Source organism: Pseudomonas sp. N40(2020), from assembly GCF_014472415.1.
Classification (GTDB): Bacteria; Pseudomonadota; Gammaproteobacteria; order Pseudomonadales; family Pseudomonadaceae; genus Aquipseudomonas.
On record NZ_JACSZV010000003.1, the window covers coordinates 40153 to 60216 of the forward strand.

The window sequence follows — 20064 nt, forward strand, 5'->3', positions numbered from 1 at the left end:
GTCGCTCTTACTCTTTGTCCAGCTTGCCAACCAGCGACAGGGTGAAATCGGCACCCATGTACTTGAAGTGCGGACGCACGTTCAAGCTCACGCGGTACCAGCCCGGCTCGCCTTCAACGTCGCTGACGATCACTTGCGCAGCGCGCAGCGGACGACGGCCACGTACTTCGGCGCTCGGGTTTTCCTGGTCGGCCACGTACTGGCGGATCCACTTGTTGAGTTCCAGCTCGAGGTCGGTACGTTCTTTCCACGAACCGAGTTGCTCGCGCTGCAGCACTTTCAAGTAGTGAGCCAGGCGGTTGACGATCATCATGTACGGCAGTTGGGTGCCGAGCTTGTAGTTCAGCTCTGCTGCCTTGCCTTCTGCACTGATGCCGAAGAACTTCGGCTTCTGCACCGAGCTGGCGGAGAAGAACGCCGCGTTGTCGGAGCCTTTACGCATGGTCAGGGAGATGAAACCTTCCTCGGCCAGTTCGTATTCACGACGGTCGGAAACCAGAACTTCCGTAGGAATCTTGGTTTCGATTTCGCCCATGCTTTCGAAATGGTGCAACGGCAGGTCTTCAACAGCACCACCGCTCTGCGGGCCGATGATGTTCGGGCACCAGCGGAATTTGGCGAAGCTGTCGGTCAGCTTGGTGCCGAACGCGTAGGCAGTGTTGCCCCACAGGTAGTGCTCGTGGCTGTTGGCAACGGTTTCCTTGTACACGAACGATTTGACCGGGTTTTCTTCCGGGTCGTACGGGTTACGCAGCAGGAAACGTGGCACAGTCAGGCCAACGTAGCGGGAGTCTTCCGAGGTACGGAAGCTCTGCCATTTGGCGAATTGCGGGCCTTCGAAGTGGTCTTTCAGATCTTTCAGATCCGGCAGGCCGGTGAAGCTTTCCAGACCGAAGAACTTCGGACCGGCCGCAGCGATGAACGGCGCGTGGGACATGCAGGCTACGCTGGAAACGTACTGCATCAGTTTCACGTCCGGCGAGCTTGGGGACATGTAGTAGTTGGCAATGATCGCGCCAACCGGCTGACCACCGAACTGGCCGTATTCAGCGGTGTAGATGTGCTTGTACAGGCCCGACTGCATGACTTCCGGCGAATCTTCGAAATCGTCCAGCAGGTCGTCTTTGGAGACGTTGAGGATTTCAATCTTGATGTTTTCGCGGAAGTTGGTGCGATCGACCAGCAACTGCAAACCACGCCATGCCGATTCCAGCGACTGGAAGTCCGGGTGGTGCAGGATTTCGTCCATCTGACGGCTGAGCTTGGCATCGATCTCGGCGATCATGCGGTCAACCATGGCTTTCTTGACCGGTTCACCGTTGTTCTGCGGCTTGAGCAGCTCTTCGATGAAGGCCGACACACCGCGCTTGGCGATGTCGTAGGCTTCGTCGTCCGGCGTCAGGCGGGTTTCGGCGATGATGCTGTCGAGAATGCTGTACTCGCCGCTCGCGGCGCCTTTCTCTTGTGCTGCACTAGTGCTCATTGTGTTGGCTTCCTTGGCTGCTGGGTTCAGGCGTCGGTGGCTGCGGCGTTCAGGCCCAGCTCACCGAGTACGCGACCGCGGGATTCGTCGTCGGCGAGCACGCCTTCGATGGCTTTACGGAAAGCAGGTGCGTTACCCAGCGGGCCTTTGAGGGCTACCAGCGCGTCACGCAGTTCCATCAGCTTTTTCAGCTCAGGCACTTGCTCGACCAGGCTGGCCGGGTTGAAGTCCTTCATCGAATTGACGCGCAGTTGCACGCCCAACTCTTCAGTGCTGCCTTCTTCCTGCAGACGGTTCGGCACGTTCATCGTCAGGCTAAGCTCTTGCTTGGCCAGCACTTCGTCGAAGGTCATCTTGTCGATGCTGATCGGCTTGCGATCTTCGATCTTGCGCTCGTCCTTGCGGTGGGTGTAGTCACCGATTGCCAGCAGTTTCAGCGGCAGTTCAATCTCTTCCTGAGCACCGCCGGTGGCGGGTTTAAAGGTGACGTTGATGCGTTCCTTGGGGGCTACCGAGCCTTCTTTGGCCATGGCTTTTCTCCTTGCGGTTGTGGCCCTGGGGCCTATTCGAGTACCACTTCGAGATCGAGGTGGCACAGCCTGCGATAAATCTCTTCCTTGCGTTCACGCACTGCATGGTTCTGCGGCAACAACTCGCAGCAGCTATGCAGCAGGTGCAGCACTTCCAATGCAAGATCGGGCTCCCAGGCGTGCAGGCCTGAGTCCTGTAATGTCTGATCGAGTGTTTCGAGCTGGTTCTTGGCCAGTTCGTATTTCTTGGCCATGAAACACAGGCGGGCGAGCGCGAACTGCCAGAAAAAGCGCTCGCGTCCACCGTGGGCCGACTGCAGCCCTTGCTTGAGGATCTGCACGGCAGGCTTGAGGCCTTCCTTGCGCAGAAGCGGCAAGACTTCTTCGAGGGCCTTTTCCCAAGCTGGCTGCGTCTGAACGTCTTCGGTTTCGACCTTGCGCGGCGCGCTGGCGCTTTGCAGGTGCGGCATGACATTGCCGGCGATCCACGCCCGGGTGGACGGATCGGCAAACGGCGCGCCGTCATGGAAACGACATTCGATGATGCCGGGCAGGCGCTGAACCAAAAGCGCGAAGTGGATTTCCACTTCGCGCATTGCCAACTCGGCGTTGAGGTTCTGGAGACACTCCCAGACCATTCGCTGGCCATCGAACCAGAACGGCGCCTTCGCCAGGCTCGCCTCCAGTTCCACCAGCAGATCAGCGTATTTGCCCTGATCGAAGCGATCCTGATATTGCTTGAGCTTGTCGACCGGCAGACCGCGCAGCACGGTGATCTGCTCGGCGTTGCGTTCGGGTACCGCGTCGATGGTCATCCACAGCAGCGTGCGATTCAGGCGCAGGGCGCGCAGGTCGGTGGCTTTCTGCTTGAGCCACCAGGCGCACAGCGGCCGCGCGCTTTCCTGCTGGGCGCGCAGTGCCTTGTGGGCGTCTTTTTCGTTGTCGATCGGTGCGCCGGGGGTGAGCAACTGGCTCGCGGCCTGCTTGACCTGCGCCACCGCCGCGCCCACCACGCCGGGAGCCGGCTGGTTGTCGGAAGCGCGCTGGATCATGGTTTTCAGGCGACGGGAGAGCGGCAGCAGGAGCGGCGCGTCATCACCCAGATGTTCGGTGCAGGCAGCGTCGAGGCCAGCCAGATGCTCGGAGAGCTGCCGGAACATCGGCAACTGCTCTTTGATCGCAATGTTTTCGGTGATGACCTGCTCAAGACGCGGCACCAGCCAGCCAATGGCGGCAGCACGGGTGCGGGGTTTGAGCGGGTGAACGTCGGCCCAGTTGTTTTCCGACAGATGGTGCAGCAATCCAAGACCGGCCAGCAGCCCGGGGAAGGATTCACGCTGGTACAGCGACCAGGTCAGCCAGGCGCCGACACGCAAATCCTTGGATTGGGTACGCAGGAGGTTTTCGCTGTTTTCGCGAATTTTCAGCCAGTCGATCTGCCCGCTTTCGTGCATCGACGAAGCTTTGGCCAGCTCGCTTTCCAGCGCCTCGAATTCGCTCGAAAAACGAACGTCTTCGCCCGCAAAATTCTCTTTGGAAACAGAGACTTTAGCGAGTTCGAGGTAATGGGCGGAAAGTTTGCTTGAGTAGGACATCCATGGCCTTTGATTTGGATAACGTCATGCGCCTATTGGAAGTACAGCGGCGCGGGACAGTATCGAAGAGCGGTGAAGCGGCTCATCCAATTGAGTTGTGCTCTTACAAGTGGGCGCATCGTAATCACTATGATGGCCACTAGCAAGCATCTGGTTAAACAACAAGACGAAGTGTTCATTGGCGCTTGTAAGAGATCGCCCTATATATGGCAGGGGTTTCCCTGATGCCGTTTTATATGCTTCGCATTTGAACCGCGCCTGCCAAACCGTTGATCCAGAGCATCCGGCGGAGCCAGAACGCTTTTTCTCGAACGCTCGTCCCATTGCACGGCGGCAATCATGACAAGACTTGAAAAAAATAAAAGTAGGATTCTTCCGAAAATTCACTGCCTTCTATTAACAAATTACCCGCGACAACAGCCACCAATAAAAGTGCCATCAATTTGATGGCATTTCATGCTTTTGAAACTTCTTGAAGCCCGAAGTACTGGATGTTGATGCTAACTCAATAATTATCGAGGTGGACTCCTACAGTCTTTTCCTGCAATCCGTGCAACTCGTTTCAACCAAGAATGCCCTTACAAATGTCAGAGATACTTCCTACATCAATTTATTTCCTGCGCAGCTAGCGTGCCTTGGCAAACTTTCTCGCGTGGCTGATCACGGACGATCAGACGCCACGCTTCGAATCATTCTGCTTAAGGACAAGCGCATGGTCAGTTTGAGCAATTGCGCATTATTTACTCTGCAAATCCCCGCTGTTCGCCACGATTTCAAAGTGCTTTCCTTCAACGGCACCGAAGCCATGAGTCAGCTTTACTCGATCCGAATCGAACTGGTCAGCGAGCGACCCGGGATCGATTTGGAGAGCCTGCTCAGTCGCCCGGCGTTTCTGCAGTTCGGCTTGAATAACGAAGGCATTCACGGACGCATCGAAGATGTGATGGCAGCCGAGTCTGGAAAACGCCTGACTCGCTATGAGCTGACGCTTGTCCCAGCGCTGTATTACTTGCAGTTCAGTCACGATCAGCGAATCTTTCAGCAACGCACGGTGCCACAGATCATCGCGCAGGTGCTCAAGGGACATGGCATTCAGGCCGATGCATTTAACTTCCATGTCAGCTCCAGCGTGCCACGCGAATACTGCGTCCAGTACGCGGAAAATGATCTGGAATTCATCCAAAGGTTATGCGCCGAGGACGGTATCGCCTGGCATCATCAGCACTCGGCGGATGGGCATCTGCTGGTGTTCACCGATGATCAGGTATTCCTGCCCAGACTTCGCGCAACACCCTATCAGCAAGATTCCGGCATGGCCGCGGAACATCCGGTAGTCAGCCGGTTCAGCGTTCGGACCAGCACCCGGACCAGTACGACCACCCGCCGCGACTATGACCTCAAGCGTCCGAGCCTGTTGCTCGAAAGCCGCTTCAGCGCCGAGTTCACTCCGGTGCTGGAGGACTATCGTTACCCCTTGGTGCTGGATAATAAAAAGCACGCCAAGCAACTTGCCCGTCAGGCGCTGGAACGGCATCGCAGCGACTATGAACGGGGCGAAGGTAAAAGCGATCAGCCGAACCTGCGCTGCGGCCACCTGTTCGATCTGACCGAGCACACACGCCAACAGTGCAACGACTTGTGGCTGTTGCTCAGCGTGTCCCACCTCGGCCGACAGCCACAAGTGCTCGAAGAATCGGTCACCAGCGACGCCAAAGCCACCGATGGTTTTACCCAAGGCTATCGAAATACCTTCAGCGTGATTCCCGCCGAAGTGATTTACCGCCCACCGCTGCCCCCACGTCGACCACTGCTGGTGGCCCAGACCGCGCGAGTCACCGGGCCAGCGAGCGAAGAGATCTATTGCGACGAATTCGGGCGCGTGAAGATTGAGTTTCCGTGGGATCGCGCTGAACTGGACAATGAGCGCAGCAGTTGCTGGGTACGCGTGGCGACGGGTTGGGCCGGAGATCATTTCGGTACGGTGACCCTCCCGCGCATAGGCATGGAAGTCGTGGTGACCTTTCTGGAGGGCGATCCGGATAAACCACTGATCACCGGCTGCGTCGCCAACAAAGTCACGCAGCCGCCCTACGCCTTGCCCGAGCACAAAACCAGAACCGTACTGCGCAGCCACAGTTCGCCCAATACAGGCGGCTACAACGAACTGGCGATCGAAGATCGCGCCGGGCAAGAGTTGATCTACTTGCGCGCGCAACGCGACATGGTTCAGGAAATCGGTAACAGCCTTCAACTGGAAGTCGGCAACGAACGCCGCGAAACCATCAACGGCAACAGCCACACGCGTGTCGGCAAGATCCTCGACATCGAAGCCGGCCAGCAGGTGCACCTCAAGGCCGGTTCCAGCGTCGTACTGGATGCCGGCGCCAGCATCACGCTGAAAGCCGGCGGCCATCACCTCGTGATTGATGCTGGCGGTATTTTCAGCAGCGTCGAAATTGAAACGGGCCGCAAGCCAGCCGACAGCGGTGCCAGTCATTTGCTACTGCCTGAGCTGGAGGGCGCATTACCCGCTTCCTCCTCGGCGCCGGCACAAGCACTTATCGAGGAAGAACTCGAAGAAGAAGAGGAGGAGGAAGTCGATCTGGAGGATGAAACGCCGGGTGGCATTACTTTGCGGATCGGCGTGTTTTTCGATGGAACCGGGAACAACAAGGCCAACAGCGAGACGGTCGCTGCGTGCTACGCCGCAGATGCCAATCTCGCGGAAGCGGCTGCAGAGATCCAGAAGCACTGCGCCACCTACGGTTACGACGGGAACGGAAGTTCGCCGGACAACAGTTATGGGAATGATGTAAGCAATATTGTGCGGCTGTATGAGCTGTATACGGACCACTCCTTCGAAACACTGCCGGAGACAACGAGAAACGCCTCTTTGCGCGTGTACATCGAAGGTATTGGCACAACAACTGAAGCAGGTGACTCACTTTACGCACAAGCGACAGGCCGAGGAGAGACTGGCGTATCAGCTCGTGTGAAGCAGAGCCCTGAAAAAATTATTGGTCAAGTGCGCTCACTGATCGATAAGAACCCCAATGTACTTATAGAAAAAATCGAGTTCGATATTTTCGGCTTCAGTCGAGGTGCCGCCGCGGCTCGACACTTTGCAAATGAGGTTCTCAAGGGCAAGCGCAGTATTCTTGCAGATGCGCTTCCAGCGGGTTCTCCGGCACTCTCCAGCAGCTTTGACTGGCACCAACAATCGAGTATCAGCATTAATTTCATTGGTCTGTTTGACACCGTTGCGGCAATCGCCAACCCATGGCTGTTCGATTTTACCGGCGCTAACAGCAGAAACTCCGGACTCGATTTAAAGCTGCCTGATGGTTGCGCCAACAAAGTAGTCCATCTGGTTGCGCGGGATGAATATCGCGAGAACTTTGCACTCAACAGCCTGGGCGACATCGATCTGGTTTTACCCGGCGCTCACTCGGATCTGGGCGGCGGCTACTTGCCCAGAGCCAAGGAAAAACTTCTGCTGAGCAACCCGATCACCAGCACTATCAGCCGAGACAAGGACGCGACCCGCAGTGCAGCCTATGTTGCTGCCGAGAAAGAAGCATTTGCCTGGTATGCAAAAGGCGTCATCGAAGAGGACGTCCCGGGCAGTCAATTGCGCGTGGCATTTTGGGAAAGAGCCATGACTCAATCAACAGAAAAGGGCAGATCCAGACCGGATCCTCAAAAGCGGGTTTACGCGGCGGCCAGCATTGAGCGGCCTGTACATGGCGAGCTGTCACTGGTGTATCTGCGCATCATGCGTGAGCTTGCGATCAGACATGGAGTGCCATTCGAAGAGATTGACGAGAATGAGCCAAGACTGTCCCTGCCTGCGGAATTGATCCCGATCCACGCCAAGCTTGAAGCTTATGCGCTTGGAAAATCATCTGTCGAAGCGCTGACTATCAAAGAAAGGGCTTTGTTACGTAGCCGCTATATACATCTTTCCGCTCACTGGAATGCGGCCAAGGGCTTGAACAGCAGCGACTTGAATATTGTTTTCATCAACCGAGCAGCCAAGAACAACCAACGAGTGGTGCACCCCCATGAATGACTTCACTCGGCCTATCAGGAAAACAATGTACTTCCTTCTAGGCATATTATTGGCCGGCTGCGGACTAGACGTCTCCCAAGCTGCGGACAAGCTGCCATGGTTCCTTGGCTTTGGAGCACCGGACTACATGGAGGTCTGGATTGAAACCGCCGATGTGGTGGATATTCGAGAGCGAGTATTCCGACGTGCCGGAGCCGGGATTGCTTCGGTAAGAGCTCCCGCTGATAACAAAGGCACGCCCGCAGGGTGGCCAGTAAACCCCGGAAGTGGCGCAGGGCGGGATATCACCGGCGCCGACCTGCCCCGCTTGATCTATGTACGATGGCAATCCCTGGCCGAACCTCAAACCTATGAGGCTTACATCACCATTTCCGAATCGGCCCGGGAAATCATGCGCAAGCGGGAAAAAGCTTTCTGCAGGGCTGATGGAAAATGGATCACCGATTACCGCAATGACATCGGTATCGGCCTGGCACCCGGAGGCATAGCAAAGGTCTGGCTGGGCGGCCCCTGCTTTAAGGCGGTCGAAATTGCCCGCGTTCAAGGAACAATCAATCCCAAAGGCCCCTACGAGAGTAAATCCGGCGGTAAACATCGGCCTCTAACCGACGTATCTAAAGCCTACATCGAAAAATTCGGCATTCCCTTCGGGAGCTGGTAAGGAGCATTACCTCATGGAATTGAAACCGCTGTTGTTCGCAGCGCTGATGTGGCCTCCCGTTACCCACGCATCCACAGACAACCCGCCACTGGACGGTCATTACTACCTGTCTGGCGCCATGGAAATGGCCGCCGAGTTGCTGTTGCGTAAGGACGGCACCTTTTCTGCTGGTATCGCCTACGGATCGGCTGGCGGTGTTGCCAAGGGAAACTGGTATGTCGAGGAAAACACTCTCATGCTGGAGCAAGAGCCTGCTGCCCAACCAGCAAAGAAGCTTTCCTACAATCTTTCACGCGAGAGAACTCTGATCGAACTCAAGGAATATGCCGAAAAAGAAAAAAATGAGTTGGCTAAAGAGAGCTACGTTTTAGAGCTACGGTACGATCACCAACCTCCGCCGCCGCCCCTAAAACCCGTGATGGTCAGTCTCGAGTTCAATTCAGGTCCACCGGGTCAATTGCTCTTGAACTCGAATCAACAAACAGATCTCTGGTTTCCTTACGATCATCAGAGAACTCTGAAAAAAATTGGCTTTGGCACAGATCATAATCGTGGAACCTATCAATGGTTCGATGTCGCGGGGGATAGCCGAGCCTTCAACATTGGCTGGAAGAAACGAAAAAACCAGCCCTTAACGTTCGAACAACCCATCGGATTTGATCTGGCGACCACCAGCCGTTATCTGGCTCCAGAAGAGCGAGAACGAGTTGACCATAACTATTGGTTGACGTTTTATCACTTCGATCCGGTCTCACCACCCGCGATCCGTCCAGTGGAAGTTCATTGGCAATTCGAAGACGGTTCGACATTGAAGGAGGTTTGGACAGACTCGCAGCAAAACACGCTGACACTGCCGTTTTCCCCAAATAAAGCATTGGCGAAAATCGGCTTACATACACAAAATTCTCCTGATGAAATCGAGTGGTTCACCGTCATGCCGGAAACTCGATGGGCGACGCTGGACTGGCAAGCCTATCCTGACCCTGCCAACGGCGATCTTTCTGTGTTGTTCAAAGATCTGCAACTGGCGATCGAGCCAAACTGCCTGGCCGTAGACTTTGGCAACGGCAAAGCCTGCTTCCGCAAATAACCTGACATACATCCATAAAAAATGGGCACCCGACCGCAATCGGTATGCCCATTTTTTCATTGCGCTTCTCCCCGTTATTCAGGGAGTTCGCCGCAATTACGGATTAACGCTGTCTTTCAACGATTTGCCTGGCTTGAACGCAACGGTGTTGCTGGCCTTGATTTTCACCGGTTCACCGGTTTGCGGGTTTTTGCCGGTGCGGGCGCCGCGGTGGCGTTGCAGGAAGGTGCCGAAGCCCACCAGCGTGACGCTGTCCTTGCGGTGCAGAGCGCCGGTGATTTCTTCGAGAACGGCGTTGAGCACGCGGTTGGCCTGTTCTTTGGTCAGATCTGCTTTTTCAGCGATTGCAGCGGCGAGTTCTGGTTTACGCATTAGTGAAGCCCCTTTGACGGTTTTTTGTTGTTATGTCCGTGCTGTTCTCGTTGGAACAGCGCCCAAGGCGCCGCAGGCTCTACTCTGCGGCAGACGGGAGTGAGGATGGCACGCGGATACCGGCGGCGCCAGTCTCCCCGCGACCTTTGTAGGGGCAAAAGCGGGGTGATTCCGACAGAACGACCGGTATTTACGCCAGCAGGGCAGGAAGCTGTTTGTTCAGGGCGAGTTTTTCCATGACGGCCGCGCCAGTCAGGGCATATCCGAGCAACTGACCATCGGTGCCATGACACAGCGCCTTGATGTCGGCGCCCTGCCCTTCGACCGTCCAGAGACCTTCGCTGCCCCGTGGCGGTGGCGAAACCACCAGCGGGCACACCGGGGTTTTCACAGTGATCGGCATCGGGCCGTAGCTCACCGCTGTCGGGTTCCCCGTCAATGTTTGGGCAAGCGCTCGCGCACAGCTCATCAGGGGCATCACGTACAGCAAATTCAGCCCGTCGACCTCGGCGCAATCGCCCAGGGCGTAGATATTGGCGTGTGAGGTCTTCAAATGCCGGTCGACCACGACGCCGCGATTGACCTGCACGCCGGCAGCCGCCGCCAGATCGATGCGTGGGCGCAGGCCGATGGCCGAGACCACCACGTCGCAGGGAATGACCTGACCGTCGGACAAATGCGCTTCCAGGCCGTCGGCGACCTTGTGCAGACGGGTCAGCACCGGGCCGAGGTGGAATTTTGCGCCAAGGCTTTCCAGCCCGGACTGCACCGCTGCTGCGGCCGCTGGATGCAGCAACATCGGCATGACCTGCTCACACGGCGCGACCAGTTGCACTTCGTAGCCACCGAGGATCAAGTCGTTGGCGAATTCACAACCAATTAGCCCGGCGCCGAGCAGCAGCACACGACGCTTACCGGCCGCTGCGATGCGAAAGCGTGCGTAGTCTTCAAGATCGTTGATCGGGAACACCAGATCCGCGCCATCGCCTTCAATCGGCACACGCACGGTTTCCGCGCCCCAGGCGAGGATCAGGTCGCGGTAGTACACCGCTTCTTCGCCGATCCACAGGCGCTTGTGGCCGGCATCGATGCCGCTGATGCGCGTATGAGTGCGCACTTCGGCCTTCAACTGCTCGGCCATGGCGCCCGGTTCGGCCATGCTCAGGCCATCGGCGTCCTTGTTCTTGCCGAAACCGGTGGAAAGCATTGGCTTGGAGTAAGAGCGGCCGTCATCGGCGGTAATCAGCAGCAGCGGAGTTTCGCTATCGAGCTTGCGAAACTCCCGGGCCAGGTTATAGCCCGCAAGCCCGGTGCCGATGATTACGACAGGTGCGTTCATGCCTTACTCCTTGGGTTTGCTCAGTTGATTTCGATCATTTCGAAGTCCATCTTGCCGACACCGCAGTCCGGGCACAGCCAGTCTTCCGGCACGTCCTGCCACAGGGTGCCCGGTGCGATGCCGTCATCCGGCCAGCCGTCGGCTTCGTTATAGATCAGGCCGCAGACGATGCATTGCCACTTTTTCATTCAGGTACTTCCTCAGGTTTCAGGCTTTTGTCGGCGCGAACGGTCGATGGGTGGTGCTCTGCCATCCGGCTCAGCGCGTTTTGTACTGATGGTGCCGGGCAGATGCAAGCCTGTTCGGCGCAACGGCGTCCCGGATCAATCAATCTCGCGGCCCGCCATGGTAAGCTCGCCGCCTCATTTGCGGCCAATAATGACTCATTGTGCAACATTCAAATGCCTGCCCGGCCCCGCTCTGGCTGACTCAAAGCCGACTGACGCCCCTCCCCGATTCGTCGACCCTCGACTGGTTGTTCGACGAAGGCTCCCTGACTCGCCGCCTGACTCGTCTATCCAACGATGGCTTCAGCGTCACGCCACTGTTCGAAGGCTGGAACACGTTGCGCGCCGACGAATACGCCGCGCTGGATCTGGCCGAAGGCAGTGAAGGCTGGGTGCGTGAGGTGTATTTGCGTGGCCATGGCGAGGCCTGGGTGTTCGCCCGCAGCGTGGCCTCGCGCAGCGCCTTGCAGGGCGACGGTTTGCACATGGATGAGTTGGGTAGCCGCTCGCTGGGTGAACTGCTGTTTTGCGATCATGCCTTCCAGCGCCGCGCCATCGAAGTCTGTCACTACCCCGAAGACTGGCTGCCGCAAGCCTCTCGCGCCCCTGAGCTGTGGGGCCGTCGTTCGCGTTTCGACCGAGGCGCACTGAGCGTACTGGTCGCCGAAATCTTCCTGCCGAGCCTGTGGCACGCCGCCCGCGCCCATCCGGAGAACTGCTGATGTACCAGAGCCTGCTCAAGTCCCTGAACCGCTTGAACCCGCGCGCCTGGGACTTCATTCAGTTGACCCGCATGGACAAGCCGATCGGCATTTACCTACTGCTATGGCCGACCTTGTGGGCCTTGTGGATTGCTGGCGAAGGTTCGCCGTCGCTGGCCAACATCGTGATTTTCGTTCTCGGCGTGGTGCTGACCCGTGCCGGTGGCTGCGTGATCAACGACTGGGCCGATCGCAAGGTCGACGGCCACGTCAAACGCACCGCGCAACGGCCGCTGGCCAGCGGCAAGATCAGCTCGAAAGAGGCGCTGGTGTTCTTCGCCATCCTGATGGGCGTGAGCTTCCTGCTGGTGCTGTGCACCAACGCGCCGACGATCTGGCTGTCGTTGGGCGGCCTGGCGCTGGCGTTCACCTATCCGTTCATGAAGCGCTACACCTATTACCCGCAGGTGGTGCTGGGCGCGGCGTTTTCCTGGGGCATGCCGATGGCGTTCACCGCCGAGACCGGCGAAGTGCCCGCCGCTGCGTGGTTGCTGTGGATCGCCAACCTGCTGTGGACGGTGGGTTACGACACCTATTATGCGATGACTGATCGTGATGACGATTTGAAGATTGGCGTGAAATCCACGGCGATTCTGTTCGGCGAGGCTGATCGGGTGATCATCCTGACCTTGCAGGCGCTGTCGCTGGGCTGTCTGTTACTGGCGGGGTCGAATTTCGAACTGGGGATCTGGTTCCATCTCGGTCTGCTGGTGGCCGCCGGTTGTTACGCGTGGGAGTTCTGGTACACCCGCAGCAAGGACCGGATGCGTTGCTTCCAGGCGTTTTTGCACAACCACTGGGCCGGGTTGGCGATTTTTGTGGGGATTGTGCTGGATTACGCGTTGCGCTAATCCGCAAAACTTGTGGGAGCGAGCCGGCTCGCTCCCACAGGGAATTGCGCTTACTTGGCCTTGGCGACTTTCCAGGCACCATCCATTTTGCCGTCACCGGTCTTGTCACCAACCGCCTTATCCATCACAAAGGTGTACAGCGGCATCCCATCGTAAGCCCATTGCATCGAGCCGTCGTCGCGCTTGATCACCGTCCAGTCACCCATGGGCTTGTCACCCGCAGCAGCCATCAACGGTGGCCAGTTCGTTGCGCATTTGTCATAGCACACCGACTTGCCGGCCGAGTCTTTGGCGAAGGTATAGAGGGTCATGCCCTTGTGATCGGTGAACATGCCGCCCTTCATCATCGCCGGCTCAGCCGCGAAGGCCATTGCCGGCAAAGACAGGGCAGTTGCCAGCATCAGGGCTTTAAGGGACTGCGTGTATTGAGTCATGGAAACCTTCTTTTGTGGTTGTCAGGATTCGGACTTAAAGCTTAGTTCAGGATCCCTCCCACCGCCGGGCGACTAAAATACTGTCACACGACTGCAATAATTCCGTTATCTAATGCGGCGCAAGACAGTTAAATGACAAGAGGATTAAGGCATGGTTGGCAGGAGCATTCTGATCGTCGACGACGAAGCGCCCATTCGCGAAATGATCGCCGTTGCGTTGGAGATGGCCGGCTATGACTGCCTCGAGGCGGAGAACTCGCAGCAGGCGCACGCCATCATCGTCGACCGCAAACCGGACCTGATCCTGCTCGACTGGATGCTGCCCGGCACCTCCGGCATCGAGCTGGCCCGCCGCTTGAAGCGTGATGAGCTGACCGGTGATATCCCGATCATCATGCTCACCGCCAAGGGCGAAGAGGACAACAAGATCCAGGGCCTGGAAGTCGGCGCCGACGACTACATCACCAAACCGTTTTCCCCGCGTGAACTGGTTGCACGCCTCAAAGCCGTGCTGCGCCGCGCCGGTCCGACCGATGGCGAAGCGCCGATCGAAGTCGGTGGCCTGCTGCTCGACCCGATCAGCCACCGCGTGACCATCGACGGCAAGCCTGCCGAAATGGGCCCGACCGAATACCGTCTGCTGCAATTCTTCATGACCCACCAGGAACGCGCCTACACCCGTGGCCAGTTGCTGGATCAGGTCTGGGGTGGCAACGTCTACGTTGAAGAGCGCACCGTCGACGTGCACATCCGACGCCTGCGCAAGGCTCTCGGCGACGCCTACGAAAATCTGGTACAAACCGTGCGCGGCACTGGCTACCGGTTTTCCACCAAGGCCTGACCCGACCGCCAGACTCGCTGACAAGGACTGTAATTTCCGTGAATCAAAACTGGCATGGCACCCTGATTCGCCACATGCTGCTGCTGGTCACCGCCTGTCTGGTGATCGGCCTGATCACCGGCTATTACGGCTGGAGCCTCGCGGCGGGCCTGGGTATTTACCTGGCCTGGACGCTCAAGCAATTGCTGCGTCTGCACGAATGGCTGCGCCTACACCAACCCGATGAAGCTCCGCCCGATGGCTATGGCCTGTGGGGCGAAGTGTTCGACAGCATCTATCACCTGCAACGCCGCGACCAACGGGTGCGCGGACGCCTGCAAGCGGTGATCGACCGGGTGCAGGAATCCACCGCAGCGCTGAAAGACGCGGTGATCATGCTCGACAGCGACGGCAATCTGGAATGGTGGAACCGCGCCGCCGAAACCCTGCTCGGCCTCAAGACCCCGCAAGACAGCGGCCAACCGGTGACCAACCTGGTACGGCATCCGCGCTTCAAGGAATACTTTGAACAGGACAGCTATGCCGAGCCGCTGGAAATCCCCTCGCCAACCAACGATCGCGTTCGAATTCAGCTGTACCTGACCCGCTACGGCAACAATGAACACTTGATGCTGGTGCGCGACGTCACGCGTATTCATCAGTTGGAACAGATGCGCAAAGACTTCATCGCCAACGTCTCCCACGAACTGCGCACGCCGCTGACGGTGATCTGCGGCTATCTGGAAACCCTGCTCGACAACGTCGAGGAAGTGAACCCGCGCTGGAGCCGCGCCTTGCAGCAGATGCAGCAACAGGGCGGACGCATGCAGACGCTGCTCAATGACTTGTTGCTGCTGGCTAAGCTGGAAGCCACCGATTATCCGTCCGACAACCAACCGATACAGATCGACACGCTGTTGCAATCGATCACGAGCGACGCGCAGCAATTGTCCGGGTCGAAAAACCAACGCATCACTCTTGAAGCCGACGCCAGCCTGTTGCTCAAGGGCAGCGAGGCGGAACTGCGCAGTGCGTTCTCCAATCTGGTGTTCAACGCGGTGAAGTACACCCCGGCCGAGGGCAATATCCGCATTCGCTGGTGGGGTGACGCACATGGCGCGCACCTGAGCGTGCAGGACTCGGGGATCGGCATCGACAGCAAACACCTGCCGCGCCTGACCGAGCGCTTCTACCGCGTCGACTCCAGCCGCAACTCCAACACCGGAGGCACCGGCCTAGGCCTGGCCATCGTCAAACACGTCTTGTTGCGCCACCGTGCACGCATGGAAATCAGCAGCGTGCCCGGTCATGGCAGCACGTTCACCTGCCATTTCGCCCCGGCTCAGGTGGCTCAGGCACGGGCGATCAGCGCCGCCGAGTGATACCGGCCGGCACGCGCCACTAGGCAATCGCCCAGTCAGCCGCTACATTGGCGGACTTGCGCCTGCCTTTCAGGCGCGACTTCTTCTCTCTTACGAATCACACGGAACCCGCAAAACTCCATCATGGACCCTTCCCCTGGCTTGTCCCTCGCTACAATTTTCGCCGATTTCGGCATGATCCTTTTTGCTCTGATCCTGGTTTTGCTCAACGGCTTTTTCGTTGCGGCGGAATTCGCCATGGTCAAACTGCGCTCGACCCGGGTCGAGGCCATCGCTGACAAGAACGGCTGGCGCGGGCACATCCTGCGCACCGTGCACAGTCAGCTCGATGCGTACCTCTCGGCGTGCCAGCTCGGCATCACCCTCGCCTCTCTTGGGCTGGGCTGGGTTGGTGAACCGGCGTTTGCGCACATTCTCGAGCCATTGCTTGAAAGCGTTGGCGTGCAGTCGCCCGAAGTGATCAAAGGCGTGTCGTTCTTCGCTGCGTTCTTCGTGATTTCGTACCTGCACATCGTCGTCGGCGAGCTGGCACCGAAGTCATGGGCGATCCGCAAACCCGAGTTGCTGTCGCTGTGGACAGCGGTGCCGCTGTATCTGTTCTATTGGGCGATGTACCCGGCGATTTACCTGCTCAACGCCAGCGCCAACGCCATTTTGCGTATCGCAGGCCAAGGTGAACCCGGCCCGCACCACGAACACCATTACAGCCGCGAAGAACTGAAACTGATCCTGCACTCCAGCCGTGGCCAGGACCCGAGCGACCAAGGCATGCGCGTATTGGCCTCGGCGGTGGAAATGGGTGAACTGGAAGTGGTCGACTGGGCCAACTCCCGGGAAGACCTGATCACTCTGGAATTCAACGCCCCGCTGAAAGAAATCCTGGCGATGTTCCGTCGCCACAAGTTCAGCCGTTATCCGGTGTACGACAGCGAACGTCAGGAGTTCGTCGGCCTGCTGCACATCAAGGATCTGCTGCTGGAACTGGCGGCGCTGGATCACATTCCCGAGTCGTTCAACCTGGCTGAACTGACCCGTCCGCTGGAGCGCGTGTCGCGGCACATGCCGCTGTCGCAGTTGCTGGAGCAGTTCCGTAAGGGCGGCTCGCACTTCGCCGTGGTCGAGGAGGCTGACGGCAACATCATCGGCTACCTGACCATGGAAGACGTGCTGGAAGTGCTGGTCGGCGACATTCAGGACGAACACCGCAAGGCTGAACGCGGGATCCTCGCCTATCAACCGGGCAAGCTACTGGTGCGTGGCGACACGCCGTTGTTCAAGGTTGAACGCCTGCTGGGTATCGACCTTGACCACATCGAAGCCGAAACCCTGGCCGGGCTGGTATACGAAACCCTGAAACGGGTGCCGGAAGAGGAAGAAGTGCTGGAAGTCGAAGGCCTGCGGATCATCATCAAGAAGATGAAAGGGCCGAAGATTGTGCTGGCCAAGGTGTTGATGCTGGATTGAGTGCAATGCGGGAAAACCGCATTGCCTGCGATCTTTTGCTTTAAGGGTTCACTGCTTGCCCAACGCAAAGTTGGGCAACGCCCCCAGCGGCTGGTTGAACTGATACGGGATCGACACCAACCCCAACCCGGTATTGCGCTGCACCACAAAGTGCAGGTGCGGGCCGCTGCTGTTGCCGGTGTTGCCCGACAGCGCCAACGGGCTGCCCACCACCACCCGCTGCCCTTCGCGCACGCTTACAGACCCTTGCTTGAGATGCAGGTACACGCCCATCGTGCCGTCATCGTGCAGCACCCGCACGAAGTTGCCGGAGGGGTCGGTGCCGCGTCCGCTCTGCGAATTCTCGGTTTTCACCACCACCCCTGCCCGCGCGGCAATGATCGGCGTGCCGACCGGCATGGCGATGTCCATCGCATATTTGTTCTTCGGCCCGTAATGGCTGTATTGGCCCTCGGCGCCCTGACTCAAGCGGAACGGCCCGCCACGCCATGGCAGTGGATAGCGATAGCCCTGAGCCGTTCCGGCAGGGTCACCCAGGGCGTAATGAAACTGCGGCGTATACACCAGCGGTTTGCCGCCGGTAATCGCCTTCAGCAACGCTAACCGCGTATTGCTGCGTGCCGGCAACACCCGGCGGATGGTTTGAGCCGGTGCGCCACGTACATTGCTCATCTCGGTAAACGCCAGTGCCACCTCAACCGGCGCATACAGATCGTTGCGCACGAACACCACGTCGACGCCCTTCTGCTTTTTGATGTCGAGATAGACCTGCCGCTCGAGGCGTTCGACCATCCGATCCTGAAAGACGAACACCTGCGAGCCTTTGCTCGGACGGTCGCTGTACGAGACCACGCCGTTGGCATCGGTGGATTTGTAAATGGTCATGGCCACAGTCGAGGTGGAGGCCATGAAAAGACCACAGAAAAACAGCAGGCGCGCGAGCATGGGCAAGAGTCTGTCGAAGTAAGGCCTGGGAAAGAGCGTAGCAGGTGAAGCAGACCAGGCTAGTCGACAGATGTTTCAAATGATCGTCCCCACGCTCTGCGTGGGAACGATCAGCGTAAAGCTGTGATCAAGCGCCCGGAACGAAGTGCTTCTGCGCCGTGCCGCGGGCGATCAGGCGGGAGATGTAGTCGAGCTTCTGTGCGTCCTGGTCGACGAAACGGAAGGTCAGTTGCAGCCAGTCGCTGTCGGCTTTCTGCTCAAAGGCGACGATGGCGTGCAGATAACCGTTGAGTCGGGCGATTTCGGCGTTGTCGCCCTGCTCCAGGTCGAGCACGGCGCTGTCGAGGATCTGCGGCAGGGTGTCGGTGCGCTTCACCACCAACAGCGCTTCCTTGATGCTCAGGGCCTTGATCACACACTGCTGATTGCCGCTTGGCAGGCGCAACTGGCCTTGACCACGACCACCTGCAGGCGCTGCCGAGGCAGTTGGCGCTTTGACTGGCGGGCTGTTGAGCAAGCCACGAGACGGCGCAGCGGCTGGTGTCGGCGCGACAACAGCAGGCTTGGCGAACGGGTTGACCGCAGCGGCCGCCGGAGCACCACCGACCACGGCAGGCTTGCCGCCGGTCAGCGCGCTCAGGGAGTCATTGCCGAATGCCGAGTTCATCTTGGTCGGCGCGCTGTTCATCAAGGTGTCGAGCTTGCCGACCTTGTTCAGCGCCTGCTTGACCTTGGTCAGCAGTTGCTCGTTGGTGAACGGCTTGCTGACGTAGCCGGAAACGCCGGCCTGAATCGCCTGCACCACGTTTTCCTTGTCGCCACGGCTGGTGACCATCACGAATGGCATGGTCTTGAGATTGTCTTGCTCGCGGCACCAGGTCAGCAGTTCGAGGCCGGACATTTCCGGCATTTCCCAGTCGCACAGAACCAGGTCGAACGCTTCCTTGGCCAGCATGGCCTGAGCCTTTTTACCGTTGACGGCGTCCTCGGTGCGGATCCCCGGGAAGTAATTACGCAGGCACTTTTTCACCAGGTCACGAATGAACGAAGCATCGTCCACGACCAACACACTGATCTTGCTCATCCAACACCCCTATAAAAATCCCGGCAAGCATACCGCTTTGCTGATGGCACATTGCCAACAATCTTCAGTCACGCCGGGACTTTTCGTTCGCGGGTGCTGCTTTTTAATTCGAAAGCCCCTAACAAAAACGCCCGGCCAAAGGGCCGGGCGCTTTTCTCAGGCAATCTTACTTATCGTCAGCATCGCCCGGAACATTAGCGGTTTCGCCGCTTGTGCCTTCAACTTCTTCCTTCATGCGCTTGAGACCCATGTGGCGAACGTCAGTGCCACGCACCAGATAGATCACCAGTTCCGAGATATTGCGCGCGTGGTCGCCGATGCGCTCCAGCGAACGCAGCACCCAGATAATGCTCAAGACCCGCGAGATAGAGCGCGGGTCTTCCATCATGTAGGTGGCCAGCTCACGCAGGGCGGTCTTGTATTCGCGGTCGATGATCTTGTCGTACTGCGCCACCGACAAGGCCAGATCGGCGTCGAAGCGGGCAAACGCGTCCAGCGCATCGCGAACCATGTTGCGCACCTGGTCGCCGATGTGGCGAACCTCGACGTAACCGCGCGGCGCTTCGCCTTCTTCACACAACTGAATGGCACGACGGGCGATCTTGGTCGCTTCGTCGCCGATGCGCTCAAGGTCGATCACCGACTTGGAGATGCTGATGATCAGCCGCAGGTCAGACGCCGCCGGCTGACGACGGGCCAGAATGCGCAGGCATTCTTCGTCGATGTTGCGTTCCATCTGATTGATCTGGTCGTCGATCTCGCGCACCTGCTGAGCCAGACCGGAGTCGGCTTCGATCAGAGCGGTCACCGCGTCGTTGACCTGCTTCTCCACCAGCCCGCCCATGGCCAGGAGGTGGCTGCGCACTTCCTCAAGCTCGGCGTTGAACTGCGCGGAGATGTGATGGGTAAGGCCTTCTTTACTAATCATGTTGGCGTCCTTGGAGCGTCCGGTAA

General features: G+C 58.4%; 18 protein-coding genes. 8 read left to right on the top strand and 10 right to left on the bottom strand.

Translation table 11 applies throughout. The features are described 5' to 3' along the window. Positions 1–7: 7 nt before the first annotated feature. From tssC to tssA, 3 genes are read right to left on the bottom strand one after another with little or no spacing between them, the layout of a single operon-like run. Entirely contained in the window at positions 8–1483 is a 1476-nt protein-coding gene (gene tssC, locus IAI51_RS03020) for a type VI secretion system contractile sheath large subunit (RefSeq protein ID WP_187677143.1), read from the bottom strand. Between the two features lie 26 nt (positions 1484–1509). After that, positions 1510–2013 carry a type VI secretion system contractile sheath small subunit gene (gene tssB, locus IAI51_RS03025; protein ID WP_042561805.1) on the bottom strand — a complete coding sequence of 168 codons (504 nt, stop codon included), beginning with the start codon at positions 2011–2013 and terminating at the stop codon, positions 1510–1512. A 32-nt stretch (positions 2014–2045) separates the two neighbouring features. Beyond that, positions 2046–3608, bottom strand: a complete 1563-nt coding sequence (gene tssA / locus IAI51_RS03030) for a type VI secretion system protein TssA (protein WP_187677144.1) — start codon at positions 3606–3608, stop codon at positions 2046–2048. Between the two features lie 712 nt (positions 3609–4320). On the opposite strand from tssA, the gene tssI reads away from it, so the two are divergent. From tssI to IAI51_RS03045, 3 genes are read left to right on the top strand one after another with little or no spacing between them, the layout of a single operon-like run. Then, positions 4321–7680 (top strand): type VI secretion system tip protein TssI/VgrG, encoded by a 3360-nt coding sequence (gene tssI / locus IAI51_RS03035; protein ID WP_187677304.1) that lies wholly within the window; start codon positions 4321–4323, stop codon positions 7678–7680. Continuing rightward, complete coding sequence (locus IAI51_RS03040; protein ID WP_187677145.1) at positions 7673–8341, top strand: DUF2931 family protein; 669 nt, start codon at positions 7673–7675, stop codon at positions 8339–8341. The genes tssI and IAI51_RS03040 overlap by 8 nt, the downstream gene beginning before the upstream one ends. Positions 8342–8354: 13 nt before the next feature. Then, a complete protein-coding gene (locus IAI51_RS03045) occupies positions 8355–9431 on the top strand; it encodes a hypothetical protein (RefSeq protein ID WP_187677308.1) in 1077 nt (358 codons plus the stop codon). A gap of 96 nt (positions 9432–9527) precedes the next feature. Here IAI51_RS03045 and IAI51_RS03050 read toward each other — a convergent pair whose 3' ends face one another. The 3 genes from IAI51_RS03050 to IAI51_RS03060 all read right to left on the bottom strand — a co-directional run bounded on the left by IAI51_RS03050 (position 9528) and on the right by IAI51_RS03060 (position 11330). Next, entirely contained in the window at positions 9528–9803 is a 276-nt protein-coding gene (locus tag IAI51_RS03050) for an HU family DNA-binding protein (protein WP_003213368.1), read from the bottom strand. Between the two features lie 190 nt (positions 9804–9993). Further along, the gene (locus IAI51_RS03055; protein WP_187677146.1) at positions 9994–11142 is read right to left on the bottom strand and encodes an NAD(P)/FAD-dependent oxidoreductase; all 1149 of its coding nucleotides are present in this window, start codon (positions 11140–11142) and stop codon (positions 9994–9996) included. Positions 11143–11162: 20 nt separating this feature from the next. Then, positions 11163–11330: a rubredoxin gene (locus IAI51_RS03060; RefSeq protein ID WP_003437744.1), complete on the bottom strand. Its 168-nt coding sequence runs from the start codon at positions 11328–11330 to the stop codon at positions 11163–11165. 200 nt (positions 11331–11530) lie between these two features. Here IAI51_RS03060 and IAI51_RS03065 point away from each other — a divergent pair, with 200 nt between their 5' ends. Together IAI51_RS03065 and ubiA are read left to right on the top strand one after the other, a co-directional pair. Continuing rightward, the gene (locus tag IAI51_RS03065; RefSeq protein WP_187677147.1) at positions 11531–12091 is read left to right on the top strand and encodes a chorismate--pyruvate lyase family protein; all 561 of its coding nucleotides are present in this window, start codon (positions 11531–11533) and stop codon (positions 12089–12091) included. Further along, positions 12091–12981 (top strand): 4-hydroxybenzoate octaprenyltransferase, encoded by an 891-nt coding sequence (gene ubiA, locus IAI51_RS03070; protein ID WP_187677148.1) that lies wholly within the window; start codon positions 12091–12093, stop codon positions 12979–12981. Before IAI51_RS03065 ends, ubiA begins: the two co-directional genes overlap by 1 nt. A 50-nt stretch (positions 12982–13031) precedes the next feature. On the opposite strand, the gene IAI51_RS03075 is transcribed toward ubiA, so the two are convergent. Next, entirely contained in the window at positions 13032–13415 is a 384-nt protein-coding gene (locus tag IAI51_RS03075; protein WP_187677149.1) for a hypothetical protein, read from the bottom strand. 151 nt (positions 13416–13566) lie between these two features. On the opposite strand from IAI51_RS03075, the gene phoB reads away from it, so the two are divergent. From phoB to IAI51_RS03090, 3 genes are all read left to right on the top strand, one after another. Then, on the top strand, positions 13567–14256 hold the full coding sequence (gene phoB / locus IAI51_RS03080; protein WP_007896474.1) for a phosphate regulon transcriptional regulator PhoB: 690 nt from the start codon (positions 13567–13569) through the stop codon (positions 14254–14256). Positions 14257–14330: 74 nt separating this feature from the next. Next, positions 14331–15617 carry a phosphate regulon sensor histidine kinase PhoR gene (phoR, locus tag IAI51_RS03085; protein WP_222944015.1) on the top strand — a complete coding sequence of 429 codons (1287 nt, stop codon included), beginning with the start codon at positions 14331–14333 and terminating at the stop codon, positions 15615–15617. A 123-nt stretch (positions 15618–15740) separates the two neighbouring features. Next, positions 15741–17081 (top strand): hemolysin family protein, encoded by a 1341-nt coding sequence (locus tag IAI51_RS03090; RefSeq protein WP_150593411.1) that lies wholly within the window; start codon positions 15741–15743, stop codon positions 17079–17081. A 48-nt stretch (positions 17082–17129) separates the two neighbouring features. Here IAI51_RS03090 and IAI51_RS03095 read toward each other — a convergent pair whose 3' ends face one another. From IAI51_RS03095 to phoU, 3 genes are all read right to left on the bottom strand, one after another. Beyond that, on the bottom strand, positions 17130–18026 hold the full coding sequence (locus IAI51_RS03095; protein WP_187677151.1) for a peptidoglycan DD-metalloendopeptidase family protein: 897 nt from the start codon (positions 18024–18026) through the stop codon (positions 17130–17132). 127 nt (positions 18027–18153) lie between these two features. Next, a complete protein-coding gene (locus tag IAI51_RS03100) occupies positions 18154–19110 on the bottom strand; it encodes a response regulator (RefSeq protein WP_187677152.1) in 957 nt (318 codons plus the stop codon). A 166-nt stretch (positions 19111–19276) separates the two neighbouring features. Next, positions 19277–20038: a phosphate signaling complex protein PhoU gene (gene phoU, locus IAI51_RS03105; RefSeq protein WP_007954334.1), complete on the bottom strand. Its 762-nt coding sequence runs from the start codon at positions 20036–20038 to the stop codon at positions 19277–19279. Positions 20039–20064 lie beyond the last annotated feature (26 nt).